Origin of the sequence: Halomonas terrestris, from assembly GCF_049166755.1 — a bacterium.
Classification (GTDB): domain Bacteria; phylum Pseudomonadota; class Gammaproteobacteria; order Pseudomonadales; family Halomonadaceae; genus Halomonas.
The window spans coordinates 21,456-34,281 of the sequence record NZ_JBMHFZ010000022.1; the positions used below are offsets into that span (position 1 = coordinate 21,456).

Sequence of the window (12,826 nt, forward strand, 5' to 3'; positions counted from 1 at the left end):
ACTATATTGAAAGGAAACCTTCGTTTTCTGGACACCTACGCATCAATCGACTCACCAACTCTTGGCCTAATATCCGTTATTTGCTGCATTCCACGTTAAGCGCGAATGTAGGACCATCCTGCAGCCTGAAGCTCCGCTAAAGTAACAACGGCTGCCTCGACCTCTGAAAGGTTGGCGGTATTGTTGAGCCCTTGGGCGGCCAGGGAGTTGCGGCACAGCCGCAGCAGGGGGTCGGTCTCGTCGGGAGTCGCCAGGGCCGCGGCCACCGCCCCCGCGTTGGCAAGGATCAGCACCTCGGCATCGGGGCGGGCTCTGCCCAGGTTGCGGGCGTTGCGCCGTGCCCGGGCGAGGGCCTCGGCGGTGGGGGCATGCAGCAGGACGCGCAGCGTGGCCATGGGGCCTCCTGGTTCGGGGTGGGGGGAAGGGCGTCAGTGGGCGGCGCCGATATGGCGCTCGACGGCCTGCAGGCAGTCGGCGAAGCCCGGATGGTCGCGGCGGTCGTCCAGCGGCAGCGGGATGTCGAGGGTCTCCACCACCCCCGCCGGCTGGCCCGCTGCCTGGCCACCCAGCACCATCACCCGGTCGGCGAGCAGCACGGCCTCCTCGATGTCGTGGGTGACGAAGACGATGGCGGCCTCGGTGCGGCGGCGCAGGTCGACCAACTCCTGCTGGAGGCGGCGCCGGGTGATGGCGTCCAGCGCCGAGAAGGGCTCGTCCATGAACAGCACCCGCGGGCGCACGGCCAGTGCCCGGGCGATGCCCACCCGCTGCTGCTGGCCGCCCGAGAGGGTATGCGGCCAGCGCTCGGCGAGCTCTTCCAGCCCCACCAGCGCCAGGGGCTCCAGGGCCCGTTGCCGCCGCTCGGCCCGGGAGAGGGCGAGCCCCTCCAGGCCCAGTTCCACGTTGGCGCGCACGCGTCGCCAGGGGAAGAGCCGCGGCGCCTGGAAGACCATCGACCAGGCCCGGGTGTCGCGGGCCCTGCCCTCGGGAATCTCGACCGTGCCCTCCTGGGGGGCGAGCAGGCCGGCCAGGGCGCGCAGCAGGGTCGACTTGCCGACCCCCGACGCGCCCACCACGGCGACGAACTCCCGGGGATTGGGGTCGAGGTCGACGCCGGCGAGCACCGGCGTGCCGCGAAAGCCCAGGCGGATGTCGCGCGCGCGCAGCACCGGGGGCAGGGTCGTCTGGGAGGCGGTCATGGCTGCCACCTTAGCAGCCGGCGCTGCAGGGTCATGAACAGGAAGTCGAAGGCCGCATAGAGCCCGGCGATGGTCAGCATGTAGACCACCACGATGTCGGTGGCGAGCAGGCTGGACGCCTCCATCATGCGCTGGCCGATGCCCGGGATGCCGAACAGCTCGGCGGCCACTACCGTCATCCAGCCCTGGCCCAGGCCGGCGCGCAGCCCGCCGAGGATGCCCGGGGCCGCCGCCGGCAGGCTGACCTTGGCCAGCCGCGCCAGGAAGCCATCATGGCCGAAGGCCCGGGCGACCTCGTCATAGCCCGGGTCCACCGAGCGTACCGCGCTGTAGCTCGCGAAGTAGTTGATCCAGAACACGCCGATGCTGATGATGAAGGCCGCCGCCGAGGGGTTGATGCCGAACCAGATGATGGCAAAGGGAATCCAGGCCAGGGGCGGAATCGGGCGCAGCAGCCGGGCCAGCCAGGCGTGAAGGGCGTCGACGGCCGGCAGCAGCGCCGCCGACACCCCCACGGTGATGCCCAGCAGAGAGCCCAGCAGCAGGCCAACGCTGTAGTGAGCGAGGCTCGCCGTCACCACCTCGAGCCAGATGCCGTCGGCGATCTCCGCGGCCAGGACGCCGGGAATTGCCGACGGAAGCGGCACCAGGCTCCCGGGCAGCAGGCCGCTGCGCAGGGCCAGTTCCCAGAGCAGCAGGAAGGCGGCCAGGCCCAGGGCGCCGAGCAGGCTGCGGCGATGGCGCGACAGGACCGGTGTCATGATCCCGCGCGCTCCTCGGCCACGGCATCGTAGAGGCCGGTGTCGAACAGCGCGTCCAGGTCGACGCGCTTCCTGAGCGTGCCCTGGGCGGCCTGGAAATCGTGCATGGTGCGGGTGGCCTCGAGGATGGCATGGGGGTCGGCCAGGTAGTTCGAGGAGGGGGAGCGCAGGGCGGCTTCCACGGTATCGAGCCCGATCAGGCGCTTGCCGACGAACTCCCGGACATGGGGCGCGGCGCGCCCGGGCTCCTCGCGCAGTACCTCGGTGGCGCGCAGGTGCAGGGCCATCAGCGCGCGCAGCGCTTCCGGATGGTCCGCCAGCGCGCTCTCGCGGGCCGCCAGCACGGCGCCGGGCTGGCCGGGCAGCATCTCGTCGGCCCGGGCCACGACCCGGGCGCTGTCGTCGCGCTCCTGCACGGTGGTGAGGATCGGCTCGAGGATCGAGGCGCCATCCACCGCCCCGGCCAGCAGTGCCTGCTGGACCCGGTCGGCGCCCATGGCGACGATCTCCACGGCCTCCTCGCCCACGCCCAGCCGCTCGACCAGCCAGTAGCGCAGCACGGTGTCGGGCACCGAGCCGCGGGGGAAGGTGGCGATCTTCGGCTTGCGGTCCTGCGTCTCGGTGAAGCGGGCGATGGCCTCGGCGGGGTCCTCGACGCGAGCGAAGGCGTCGGCCAGCTCGCCGCGGGCGACCAGGCCGATCTGCTCGCGGATGCTGGCCGCCAGCACCTTGATCGGCACGCCATTGGCGCGGGCGACCATGGCCGGGCCGATGCCGAAGTACATGACGTCGAGCTCGCCGGAGGCCAGGGCCTGGACCATGGCCGGGCCGCTGGAGAAGCGGGTCAGCTCGAGCTCGAGGCCGGCCTCGGTGGTCCAGCCCTCGCCCTCCATCACGAACAGCTGGGCGACCGGCAGGATCGGCATGTAGCCCACCTCGAGGCGGGTGGTGGGGTCGGCGGCCTGGGCCGGGCCGGCGGCGATCAGCAGGGCCAGCAGCGGGGCCATCAGGCGGAAGACGCGAAGCATCGGGTTTCTCCGGGGATGAATCATTGACCTCATCCTAGCGCGATGATTTTTTATTCTTTAATATTTATTTAAAATTATTTTTTATACACATATGTTATTTATATTTATCCCTTCACGTGGTGTAACAGTGAGGGGATAAAGCGCCTCGATCCAGGCGCAGCGGGCCTGAGCCCGCTGCGTTGAGCACGTGTAACTCGCATCACAGCACTGGCCATCTACAGACCAAGCAGCAGCAGGCCAGTTGATCGGAAGGCGCTTGAAATTCTAGGCGCCCTTGCCGGACGCCTACTGGTTAGTGGTCACGCCTGCAGGCGAGCGACGGTTTCTTCGGTGCTCCACAGGGCATTGGCCATGTAGCGGAAGTTGGTCAGAGCGGCGAGGTAGCCGTCACCTTCCGGGAGCTTGGCGGCGGCCGTGGCATCGCGCACTACCACCACCTCGAAGCCTTGTTCCAGAAGCTCGCGCATATGGGCCTCGACACACAGGTTGGCCGACATGCCGGCCAGGATGACCTGATCGACGCGCTGTTTCCTCAGCTGCAGCACCAGGTCGTTCTGCTCGGGCCCGTAGACCTTGTGGGGGGAGGTGATGATGGTCTTGCCATCCTCGATGAACTCGCGGTACTCGGGCATGAAGTCCGCTCCGCTGTCGCGCTCGAGTGCCGCCAGAGTATCCGGGCGATCGAACATGCCGATGTTGTGCATCAGCTTCTCCAGCGGGCCATTGAACTGCCAGCGATGGTCATGGGGAAAGTAATAGTGGGGCGAGACGGCCACGGTGATGCCGCGCTGCTTGGCAGCGGCAAACAGGCGTCGAATGTTCTCGACGGTCCCGTGTTCCCGGACGCTCTCGCCGACCACTTCCCAGGTGACGCCGTCAGGACTCAGGAAGTCGATCTGTGGATCGGTCACCACCAGTGCGGCTCGCGCAAGGTCGAGCTCGAAGCCGCCACCCGGCAGGGCCGCTTTCTCGGGCGGAGCGTAGGGATCACCGGCATGCTCTGCGGCTTCGGCACCGCTGGGCAGACCACCCAGGGTGGCGGCAGTGATGCCCGCCAGCCCGCCGGCGAGCAGGCGACGGCGGTCCTTGTCGACGGCGTGGAAGGTCGGCTCGGAGGCCATGGAATGAGCCTTGTGATCGCACATGGTGTGTTCCTCTCAAGTGTGGACGGTACGATGTCAGGCTAGCGCCATGCCCGTGCGATATTGTTCGCAATGGGTGCCATTTCATCCGTTTCCGTCCGGGGCCTGCATGCTCGACCAGCTGCTCAAGCGCATGACCATCGAGGTGAGGTCCTTCGCCGTCTGTGAGGTGCGTCGCGGCTGGCCGCTGGAGACGCCCCCGCTGGGAAGTGTCTCGCTGCATTACGTGCTGCGTGGAGGAGGCCGCCTGCGCGACGGCTCGCATCGACCGTTGCCGCTGGCGCCGGGCATCCTGGTGATCTGTCCGCCGCACCAGCGATTGACCGTCAGCGAAACGGCCGGCGACCCCTTCCAGCTGCCTCACTGCGAGCCCGCCAGTGGCACCCTGGAGTGGCTGCGCAGCCAGCGTGACGACCGGCTGCCCGGGGTGTTGATCCTCTGCGGAATGCTTGATGTCGGGACCCCCGAGCTGGCCGGCTCGCCGTTCGACCGGCTGCAGGCGCCGGTGCGGATCGCCTCGGGCGACGCGGCCATCTCGCCACTGTTCGAGTCACTGTTCGAGGAGTTATCCACCCAGGCGCTGGGCAGCCAGGCGATGATCGACGCGCTGATGAAGCAGTGCCTGGTGCTGCTGCTTCGGGAGCTCGAGGCCAGCGCTACGCATCCCGCCTGGCTGCTGGCGCTGCAGGACCCGGCACTGGGGGCGGCCGTCTCGGCAATGACCGAGGACCTCGGGCGTCGCATCGGTATCGAGGAGCTGGCAGCACTCAGCCACATGAGTCGTACGACCTTCATCGCCCGCTTCAAGAGGGCCTACGGGGAGCCGCCCCAGCGCTTCCTCGCCGAGCGGCGCCTGCGCCTGGCACGTGACCTGCTGGCCACGTCATCGCTGCCGGTCAAGCAGGTGGCCCTGCGCTGTGCCTACCGAAGCCGGAGCCAGTTCAGCGCCGCCTTCAAGTCGCGCTTCGGGCAAGACCCCGAGCACTACCGGCGCGAGCAGCGCGACGATACCCGCTGAGTCGCCGGTTGCCGGCTACTCCCCGGGTGGCTCATCGTCCAGGTGCAGCCAGCGGGCCAGCCGGGAGTGGCGCCGTCGGCTCAGGTACCAGGGCAGCAGGGTCATCACGCTGAGTATGACGACGGCGGCCGTGATCGAGAGCAGCGGGTGCAGCTCGAAGGCTCGTCCGAGGCCGGCGAACACCAGGGTCATGGGCAGCATGCCGACCACCGTGCCCAGCGCGAAGCGTCCCGTGGTGATGGCGGTGACCCCGGCGGCGTAGCTCACCAGCGCAAACGAGAAGATGGGCACCAGACGCGTGACCAGTACGGTCAGGAACAGCAGGCGCTGCGAGCCCTGGATACCGAACAGCGGATTGGTCGGCAGCCTGGCGCGCAGGGCATCCCGCCCCAGCAGCCGGGCCAGGGTGAAGGCGATCATGGCCCCGGTCATGGCCCCGATGATCGTCAGCAGCACACCCGGGAGCAGGCCGAAGGCCAGCCCGGCCGCGGCGGTCACCGGCAGGGTGGGAATCGGGCCCACCACCACCGCCAGCATCATCAACAGCATGAGCAGCAGAGGCCCCAGCTTGCCCTGGCTGTTGAACCATTCGGCGATGCCGGAGGGGGAGAAGCTCATGGGCAGGCCCAGCACCTGGAGCAGCCACCAGATGCCGGCCATGATGGCCGTCACGGTGGCGAGGAGGCCGGCCCTGAAGGCCCAGGCTGCGGGAATGGTCACGATATCGGCATCCTTGGTCGTAGCGTCAGGTTATCTGCCCATGGAAAAGGCGCAGGCGGCGCTTAAACTCAACCTGCACAGCAGGAAAGCTGCTTCACGTCCTTGGTGAAGGTCTGGGCGCAGAGCTTTAGCCCCTCCACCATGGTCAGGTAGGGAAACAGCTCGTCGCCGATCTCCTCGACCGTCATGCGCGCCCGCAACGCCAGCACCGCCGCCTGGATCAGCTCACCGGCGTCTCCCGCCACCGCCTGCACACCAAGCAAACGTCCGGTATCGCGTTGAGCGACCATCTTGATGAAGCCCAGTGTGTCGAAGTTCACCAATGCCCGCGGCACGTTCTCCAGCTCAAGGGTACGGGTCTCGACCTCGATACCCTGGTCGATCGCCTGAGCCTCCGTCAGGCCCACCGTGGCCACCTGGGGCTCAGTGAACATCACCCCGGGCATGGCGCCGAGGTCCAAGCGGGCTTCGCCGCCGGTCATGTTGATGGCGGCACGGCTGCCGGCGGTGGCGGCAACATAGACGAACTCGGGCAGCTCGGTGCAATCACCAGCGGCATGGATGTTCGACACCGTAGTGCGCAGGCGATCGTCCACCCGAATCGCCCCCTGCGCAGTTACCACACCGATACTCTCCAAGTTCAGACCTTCGGTGTTGGGGGTGCGGCCGGTGGCGACCAGCAACTGATCCGCCCGCAGGGTGCCGGCGTTGGTCTCCAGCACGAACTCATCGTCGACGTGGTCCACGCGGCTGGCCTGGATCTGCTTGAGGACCTCGATGCCCTCACGCTTGAATACGGTCTCGACGGCCTCGCCGATGGCGGGATCCTCGGCGGAGAGCAGGCGGCTGCGAGCCAGCACGGTGACCCGGCTGCCCAGTCGGGCGAAGGCCTGGGCCAGCTCCAGGGCGACGAAGCCGGCGCCCATCACGACCAGCCGTGCGGGGATGGTGTCGAGTGACAGGGCGCTGGTGGAGGTCAGGTAGGGCGTGTCGACAAGCCCCGACACCGGCGGCTCAGCGGGGCGAGCACCGGTGCCGATGAAGGCCCGATCGAAATCGATGATGCGCTCGCCGCCGTCGTTCAGCGTGACTGCGATTCGGTGGGCATCAAGGAAGCGCGCCTCACCGCTGAGCACCGTGATCGCCGGGTGGTCGCGCAGGATGCTCGCATACTTGGCCTCGCGCAGCGCCTCGACACGCGCCTGCTGCTGCTCCAGCAGTCTGGGCCGATCCACCTCTGGTGCCTGGGCGCTCAGCCCCGCGTCGAAGGGGCTTTCCCGGCGCAGGTGGGCGACATGGGCGGCGCGGATAAAAATCTTCGAAGGTACGCAACCAATGTTCACGCACGTCCCCCCCAGGGTGCCCCGTTCGATCAAGGTGACACGAGCGCCGCGTTCGACGGCCTTGAGGGCAGCGGCCATGGCCGCTCCGCCGCTGCCGATCACGGCGATGTGCAGGATCTTGTCATCACTCATTCGGGGAGCTCCTTGAGCGTCTGGACGCATGGCGACAGCAGGCGTCGATTTGTTTCTTGCGCCACAGCGCATAGGCAGTCAGGCCGATGAAGCCGGCCAAGGCGGGCAGCAGCACGAGATCCAGGTAGCCGGTGAGCGCCGCCAATCCCACGCTGCCCAGCAGGATCACCAGAATCGGCGTGAAACAGCAGAGTGCGACCAGCACGGTGCCGACCACGCCTACACGCAGCAACGTCGTGGGATTTTTCATGGTCACTTTCGGCCTGCTTGCGCAGCTGATGGGGTTGAGGGATAGCCGGCGTTGGTGGTGGCCTCGATCAGAGCCTCCACGGAGGTCAGGGAGTCCTCGAAGGTGACCACGGCTTCACGATCCGGGTAACTCACCACAACGTGCGAGACACCCCCCACCCGGCCAAGAGCAGCCTTGACAGTGATCGGGCAAGCGGCGCAGGTCATGCCCGGCACCGCGAGCGTCACGGTCTGCACGGCGGCCCAGACGGGCGTGCTGAACAGGACGATGAAAGCTACCAGCGCCAAACGCGTTTTCATGCACATCTCTCCTTTCAATAGAACAGCGGCAGGACGTAGGGGAACGCCAAGGCGATCAATACCAGCACTGATACCAGCCAGAAGATCGCCTTGTAGGCCGTTCGCACGCGAGGGAGCGCACACACCTCCCCCGGCTGGCAGATGGCCGCTGGCCGAAAGATACGGCGCCAGGCGAAGCCCATTGCCACCAAGGCGATCGCAATGAACAGCGGGCGATAAGGTTCCAGGGCCGTGAGATTGCCGATCCAGGCACCGGAAACCCCCAGAGTGATCAGTAGCAATGGACCAAGACAGCAGGCCGAGGCCAGCAGTGCCGCGACGCCTCCGGCAGCCAAGGGACCACGTCCCGATTTCGATGTCGGCATGCCACCTCCCTTTCATGCGCCATGTGGGTAGGGATAAGGTTACTTCCGTAGTCAACTACGGAGTCAAGGAACATGCCGAACACGGTGGAATCACTGACCATCGGTGGCCTGGCCAGAGCGGCGGGCGTTCATGTGGAAACCATCCGCTATTACCAGCGGCGCGGTCTGTTGACGGTGCCCGAACGGCCCCCGGGGGGCATTCGACGCTATGGTGACGCCGATATCGACAGGTTGACGTTCGTGAAGACGGCGCAGCAGCTGGGCTTCAGCCTCGACGAGATCGGCGACCTACTCCGGCTGGAGGATGGCACTCACTGCCAGGAAGCCAGCGAACTCGCCGAGCACAAGTTGCGGGACGTACGGGAAAAGCTCGACAGACTGCAGCAGATCGAGAAGGCCTTGAGTGACATGGTGGCCCGGTGCCATGCCCAGCATGGCAGCGTCACCTGCCCGCTGATTGCGTCATTGCATGAAGGGATAGGGAAAACCTGACATATAACGGCGAAATTATTCAGGACTGCTTGTCGACCAAAGAGGAGACGGTACCGCCACGCCCTACATGCCTCGTCTGAATCACTTTCTGTCGTGACGCCGCACTCAAAGGACAATAAGAACCGATGGACCTGAGTAACCGCCACCTCGCCATGCAGGCCTGGTTGTTGATCCTGCTCACCAGCAGTTTCCTGATGGGCCTTAGCAGCCTGCTGCTCGATATCGTTGCCCAATTTCCCTTGCCACCACAGTGGCGATTGACGGCTGATGGCACCTTCGCCGTGTTGCTGGTCAGCTTCGGGCTCTTGGCCCTGCTCCGGAATAAATCAGGCTGGCAGCATTGGACGGGAGCCGCGATGGTGGCATTGGGCGGTTACAGCCTTGGCCATCATCTTTTTGCGCCTGTCACCGACACAGGCGTGTCATGGCTGACAAGGCAACCACGCCTGGGCCCGGTGCCGGCCTCACTGGTGCTGGTCATGGGGGCATGTTGCTGCCTTTCTCCGGCATCGAAACATACCCGGCGTTGCTATCACATGATCGGTTGGGTCTCGATTGGGATTGGCCTGGTCACGTTGCTATATCCACTGACAACCAAGACGCCCCCTCAGGCCGTGGTGGGGCTGACAGCGATGGGCAGCGTGTTCTGCCTGATGCTGGGAGCTAGCTTGCTCCTCATCGCGCGTATGCGGGTCTATCCGGCGCTAATGCTGCCACGCTCGGTAGTGCTGGCAGGTGTCCTCGGTGTCACCGCGAGTGTTGCTATCTGGCTGATCAGCAGCTGGGCTCAGCACAACGTCCGCGAGGCCGCTGCCGACAAGTTGGTGAGCAACATTGGCGACGGCATAGAACAGCGTGTTGAAACGCGGGTCGAGCAGATTGAACGGCTCACGGCACGCTGGGGAGCTGTGGGTGATTTGCCCGATCGTATCGTGCAAGAGCTTCAGCAGGTCGAAGTACGCACCTACATGAACGACGAATCAAGCTTCCGGGCGATTGCCTTTGTGGGACCTGATACCCAAGTACGGTGGCGGACGGGACGTGAGCCGGAGGATCTGCTGTGGCTGATGGATCAGCTGGTAGATCCCGAAACGCTGGCCTGGTTACGTCAGCAGGAGAGGCTAAGCCGTAGTGTGAGCTGGCATTTTCCCGATCCGACACGCGGCAGCCTCGGTCTGCTCTCAGTGACCCTGGACAGCGGCCAAAACACCATGCTGACCGCTATCGACTTTGCCGAGATCATCAACCTGCAGCGTCATCTGGATACGGGTGGCTTCACCATTACCTATGTCTCGAATGACATCACGTGGGGCACGCTCTCTGCCAAGGATTGGCACGAAGGCATCATACCGCGTGCATTTGCTTCCTACGACATGACCCTGCCAGATGGGCCGACATTCACCATAACAGCCCTGGACGGCCCGGTTGTGTTGACCAGCCTGCAAGGGGCGCTACCGGTGATCTTCGGCCTGTTGGGCCTGGTCTTCACTTACCAGCTCATCATCAGTCGATCGCTCGTCTGGGTCCGAGCGTCACAGGCCGATGCTCTTCAACTCAGCGAACAACGCTTCCGGTCGCTGTTTACTCAGCACCCCGATGCTGTCTTTGCCCTTGACCGTCATGGCGCTCACCGCAGCTGCAACCCAGGTGCTGAAGCCATCATCGGTTATCGGGAGAGCGAGATACTCGGCCAGCATGTCAGAGACGTGATCTGCGAACCTGCCTGCTCACAAGAGGATATAGACAAGGCCGAGACGGCATTTCGGGTGGCCTCGCACGGGCACTCCTATGGCTACACCATGCGCTATCAGCGCGACGGTTACCCGGCCAAGCACCTAGAGGTGCTGATGCTACCGATTATCGTCAATGGCGAGGTTGACGGCGTGTTCGGCATCGCCAAGGACATCACCGACCGCGTCACCGCCGAGGAACGATTGCATATCCTGGAGCGTAGCCTGGAGGCCAGCAGCAATGGTGCCGTCATTATCGACGTGCGCGTCGAAGACAAGCCGATCATCTACGTGAACCCCGCGTTCACCCGTATCACCGGCTACCTGGAGCAGGAAGTGCTCGGCCGCCCAGGGGCCTTTTTCGGCAGCACGGAGACCGCCCCCAGGGATATCGAGAAGATCCGTGCGGCTATCCGTCTGGGCGACAGCCTGTCGATGACTACCCGGGCCTTGCGTCGTGATGGCACCACGTTCTGGAATCAACTGTTCCTGTCGCCGGTGCGCGATGCTCAGCAGCATGTCACCCACTTTGTGGGCATCATGAACGACATCTCGGAGCGCAAGGAGCAGGAGAATCAGCTAGCCTACCAGGCCACCCATGATGTGCTGACCGGACTTAGCAACCGGGCCCTGTTCAGTGACCACCTGGCCCATGACGTGGAGCTGGCGACAGGTAACGGCAAAACGTTGGCGGTGCTGTTCATTGACCTCGATGAGTTCAAGCCGGTCAACGACACCCTTGGCCACAAGATTGGCGACCAGCTGCTGATCAGTGTGGCCAACCGACTACGACAGGGACTACGAGCCAGCGACACTCTTGCCCGCCTGGGGGGAGATGAGTTCGTCCTACTGTTGCCCGACCTGGGCCACCCCAGCGAAGCTGAAGAGATTGCCGGCCGACTGCTGGAGGCGCTCAACAAGGCATACAAGATCGGCGAGTATGAGCTACATGTTTCGGCCAGCATCGGCATCGCCGTGAACATTGGCGGACTCGCTGACCCCGAACGATTGCTTCAGCACGCCGACATGGCCATGTACGAGGCCAAGCAGCAGGGGCGCAATACCTACCAGTTCTACACCGACGATCTCGACAGCAAGCTCAATCAGCGCGTCAGCATGCGTAGTGACCTTCAGGAAGCGATCGAGCAGGGACAGCTCAGCCTGCATTATCAGCCGCTGCTGAAACGGAACGGCTCCGTCGACGGCCTGGAGGCGCTAGTGCGCTGGCACCATCCGACCAAGGGCTTCATCTCACCGGCGACCTTCATTCCTATGGCGGAGGAGACGGGACAGATCATTCCGCTCAGCCGTTGGATCATGCAGCAAGCCTGCCGCGACGCCCGACAGCTAGTGGAGAAAGGGCTGCTGAAAGGACGCATGGCCATCAACCTGTCGCCCCTTCAGTTTCATCGCCCCAACTTCCTCAGCACGCTGCGCAACGTGCTGGATGACACCTGGCTCGACGCGGAGCACCTGGAGCTGGAGCTGACCGAAGGCATCTTGATGCGCGATACGAACGGGGCGATCGATACCCTGCATGCCCTCAGCAGCATGGGGGTGAGTACCAGTATCGATGACTTTGGCACCGGCTTCTCGAGCCTCAGCTATCTGCGTGACCTGCCCATCGACAAGATCAAGATAGACCGCAGTTTCGTGCAGAGCGCTGCGGAGAGCGACAAGAATGCTGCCATCTGCCAAAGCGTCATCACCCTGGCCCAAGAGCTCGAGCTCAGGGTAGTCGCCGAGGGTATCGAAACGACTGAACAGCATGACTACCTGATGTCGCTGGGCTGTGAGGTCTTCCAGGGCTTCCTGTTCGCCAGGCCCATGCCCATGGACAGCCTCAGCACATGGCTCACGCAACGAGCCAAGATGTCAACGAAGGAAGTCTGAGAGAGGACTACAACCGAAAGTCTGGATGGGGTGGCCACGCAGCTTCGTTCAGGGCATTATGTGGAGGTGCTGATGTTCAGCAGCCTTGCCCCTGCATAGGCATTGGCACTGTGCCTCTGGCCAAGAGGCGCATCCCTGATATCCTTGCTTTCCTCTGGTGTCGTCCCGTCACCAGGTTTTTTCGTTTGGAACTACTTCTGCCGGCATAGCCGATGAGTTACCTGCTTCTGGTCGAGTCGCAGCACTCTGAAGACAATGTAAACAACCCCGAAGTTTTATAAACGTATAAATATTCACGCAATTTCTTTACGAACGATCGCTTCTCCAAGGCCTTCTGCTGTCATTTTCAAAAGGCGGCTGCACGAAGTGTCAGGAGTCGGGTGCACTGTGGCCTGGAGCATCGAACTGGCGGTGACCACGGCACCATGGGGGATCTGCTGCCACAGCTGGTTTA

Annotated in this window: 13 protein-coding genes; 3 read left to right on the forward strand and 10 right to left on the reverse strand. The window is 64.4% G+C overall.

Going from position 1 to position 12,826, the window contains the following annotated elements; all coding sequences use genetic code 11:
• Positions 1-95 precede the first annotated feature (95 nt).
• The 5 genes from ACOMD9_RS17530 to ACOMD9_RS17550 all read right to left on the reverse strand — a co-directional run bounded on the left by ACOMD9_RS17530 (position 96) and on the right by ACOMD9_RS17550 (position 4,133).
• A complete protein-coding gene (locus ACOMD9_RS17530) occupies positions 96-395 on the reverse strand; it encodes a hypothetical protein (RefSeq protein ID WP_421417272.1) in 300 nt (99 codons plus the stop codon).
• Between the two features lie 33 nt (positions 396-428).
• Positions 429-1,199, reverse strand: coding sequence for an ABC transporter ATP-binding protein (locus ACOMD9_RS17535; protein WP_421417273.1), 771 nt, complete (start codon positions 1,197-1,199; stop codon positions 429-431).
• Entirely contained in the window at positions 1,196-1,960 is a 765-nt protein-coding gene (locus ACOMD9_RS17540; RefSeq protein ID WP_421417274.1) for an ABC transporter permease, read from the reverse strand. Before ACOMD9_RS17540 ends, ACOMD9_RS17535 begins: the two co-directional genes overlap by 4 nt.
• On the reverse strand, positions 1,957-2,988 hold the full coding sequence (locus ACOMD9_RS17545) for an ABC transporter substrate-binding protein (protein WP_421417275.1): 1,032 nt from the start codon (positions 2,986-2,988) through the stop codon (positions 1,957-1,959). Before ACOMD9_RS17545 ends, ACOMD9_RS17540 begins: the two co-directional genes overlap by 4 nt.
• 299 nt (positions 2,989-3,287) lie before the next feature.
• Entirely contained in the window at positions 3,288-4,133 is an 846-nt protein-coding gene (locus ACOMD9_RS17550; RefSeq protein ID WP_421417276.1) for a cysteine hydrolase family protein, read from the reverse strand.
• Between the two features lie 106 nt (positions 4,134-4,239).
• Between ACOMD9_RS17550 and ACOMD9_RS17555 the strand changes: the two genes are divergently transcribed.
• Positions 4,240-5,148 (forward strand): AraC family transcriptional regulator, encoded by a 909-nt coding sequence (locus ACOMD9_RS17555; protein WP_421417277.1) that lies wholly within the window; start codon positions 4,240-4,242, stop codon positions 5,146-5,148.
• Positions 5,149-5,163: 15 nt separating this feature from the next.
• Here the strand turns inward: ACOMD9_RS17555 and ACOMD9_RS17560 are convergent, their stop codons facing one another.
• The 5 genes from ACOMD9_RS17560 to merT form a co-directional block, all read right to left on the reverse strand.
• The gene (locus ACOMD9_RS17560) at positions 5,164-5,868 is read right to left on the reverse strand and encodes a TVP38/TMEM64 family protein (protein WP_421417278.1); all 705 of its coding nucleotides are present in this window, start codon (positions 5,866-5,868) and stop codon (positions 5,164-5,166) included.
• Positions 5,869-5,936: 68 nt separating this feature from the next.
• Positions 5,937-7,343 (reverse strand): mercury(II) reductase, encoded by a 1,407-nt coding sequence (merA, locus tag ACOMD9_RS17565; protein WP_421417279.1) that lies wholly within the window; start codon positions 7,341-7,343, stop codon positions 5,937-5,939.
• Entirely contained in the window at positions 7,336-7,593 is a 258-nt protein-coding gene (merF, locus tag ACOMD9_RS17570) for a mercury resistance system transport protein MerF (RefSeq protein WP_421417280.1), read from the reverse strand. The genes merA and merF overlap by 8 nt, the downstream gene beginning before the upstream one ends.
• Before the next feature lie 2 nt (positions 7,594-7,595).
• On the reverse strand, positions 7,596-7,892 hold the full coding sequence (gene merP, locus ACOMD9_RS17575; RefSeq protein WP_421417281.1) for a mercury resistance system periplasmic binding protein MerP: 297 nt from the start codon (positions 7,890-7,892) through the stop codon (positions 7,596-7,598).
• Positions 7,893-7,906: 14 nt separating this feature from the next.
• A complete protein-coding gene (merT, locus tag ACOMD9_RS17580; protein WP_421417282.1) occupies positions 7,907-8,257 on the reverse strand; it encodes a mercuric ion transporter MerT in 351 nt (116 codons plus the stop codon).
• Positions 8,258-8,329: 72 nt separating this feature from the next.
• Between merT and merR the strand changes: the two genes are divergently transcribed.
• Together merR and ACOMD9_RS17590 are read left to right on the forward strand one after the other, a co-directional pair.
• Positions 8,330-8,749, forward strand: coding sequence for an Hg(II)-responsive transcriptional regulator (gene merR / locus ACOMD9_RS17585; RefSeq protein WP_421417283.1), 420 nt, complete (start codon positions 8,330-8,332; stop codon positions 8,747-8,749).
• 125 nt (positions 8,750-8,874) lie between these two features.
• Entirely contained in the window at positions 8,875-12,372 is a 3,498-nt protein-coding gene (locus ACOMD9_RS17590; RefSeq protein ID WP_421417284.1) for a putative bifunctional diguanylate cyclase/phosphodiesterase, read from the forward strand.
• Positions 12,373-12,826: the final 454 nt, after the last annotated feature.

What these genes read in the sequence shown, in the direction of transcription:
- merF (WP_421417280.1), bottom strand. Translation starts at nt 7,593, where the DNA reads ATGAAAAATCCCACGACGTTGCTGCGTGTAGGCGTGGTCGGCACCGTG.
- ACOMD9_RS17530 (WP_421417272.1), bottom strand. Translation starts at nt 395, where the DNA reads ATGGCCACGCTGCGCGTCCTGCTGCATGCCCCCACCGCCGAGGCCCTC.
- ACOMD9_RS17535 (WP_421417273.1), bottom strand. Translation starts at nt 1,199, where the DNA reads ATGACCGCCTCCCAGACGACCCTGCCCCCGGTGCTGCGCGCGCGCGAC.
- ACOMD9_RS17590 (WP_421417284.1), top strand. Translation starts at nt 8,875, where the DNA reads ATGGACCTGAGTAACCGCCACCTCGCCATGCAGGCCTGGTTGTTGATC.
- ACOMD9_RS17545 (WP_421417275.1), bottom strand. Translation starts at nt 2,988, where the DNA reads ATGCTTCGCGTCTTCCGCCTGATGGCCCCGCTGCTGGCCCTGCTGATC.
- merT (WP_421417282.1), bottom strand. Translation starts at nt 8,257, where the DNA reads ATGCCGACATCGAAATCGGGACGTGGTCCCTTGGCTGCCGGAGGCGTC.
- ACOMD9_RS17555 (WP_421417277.1), top strand. Translation starts at nt 4,240, where the DNA reads ATGCTCGACCAGCTGCTCAAGCGCATGACCATCGAGGTGAGGTCCTTC.
- merR (WP_421417283.1), top strand. Translation starts at nt 8,330, where the DNA reads ATGCCGAACACGGTGGAATCACTGACCATCGGTGGCCTGGCCAGAGCG.
- merP (WP_421417281.1), bottom strand. Translation starts at nt 7,892, where the DNA reads ATGAAAACGCGTTTGGCGCTGGTAGCTTTCATCGTCCTGTTCAGCACG.
- merA (WP_421417279.1), bottom strand. Translation starts at nt 7,343, where the DNA reads ATGAGTGATGACAAGATCCTGCACATCGCCGTGATCGGCAGCGGCGGA.
- ACOMD9_RS17550 (WP_421417276.1), bottom strand. Translation starts at nt 4,133, where the DNA reads ATGTGCGATCACAAGGCTCATTCCATGGCCTCCGAGCCGACCTTCCAC.
- ACOMD9_RS17540 (WP_421417274.1), bottom strand. Translation starts at nt 1,960, where the DNA reads ATGACACCGGTCCTGTCGCGCCATCGCCGCAGCCTGCTCGGCGCCCTG.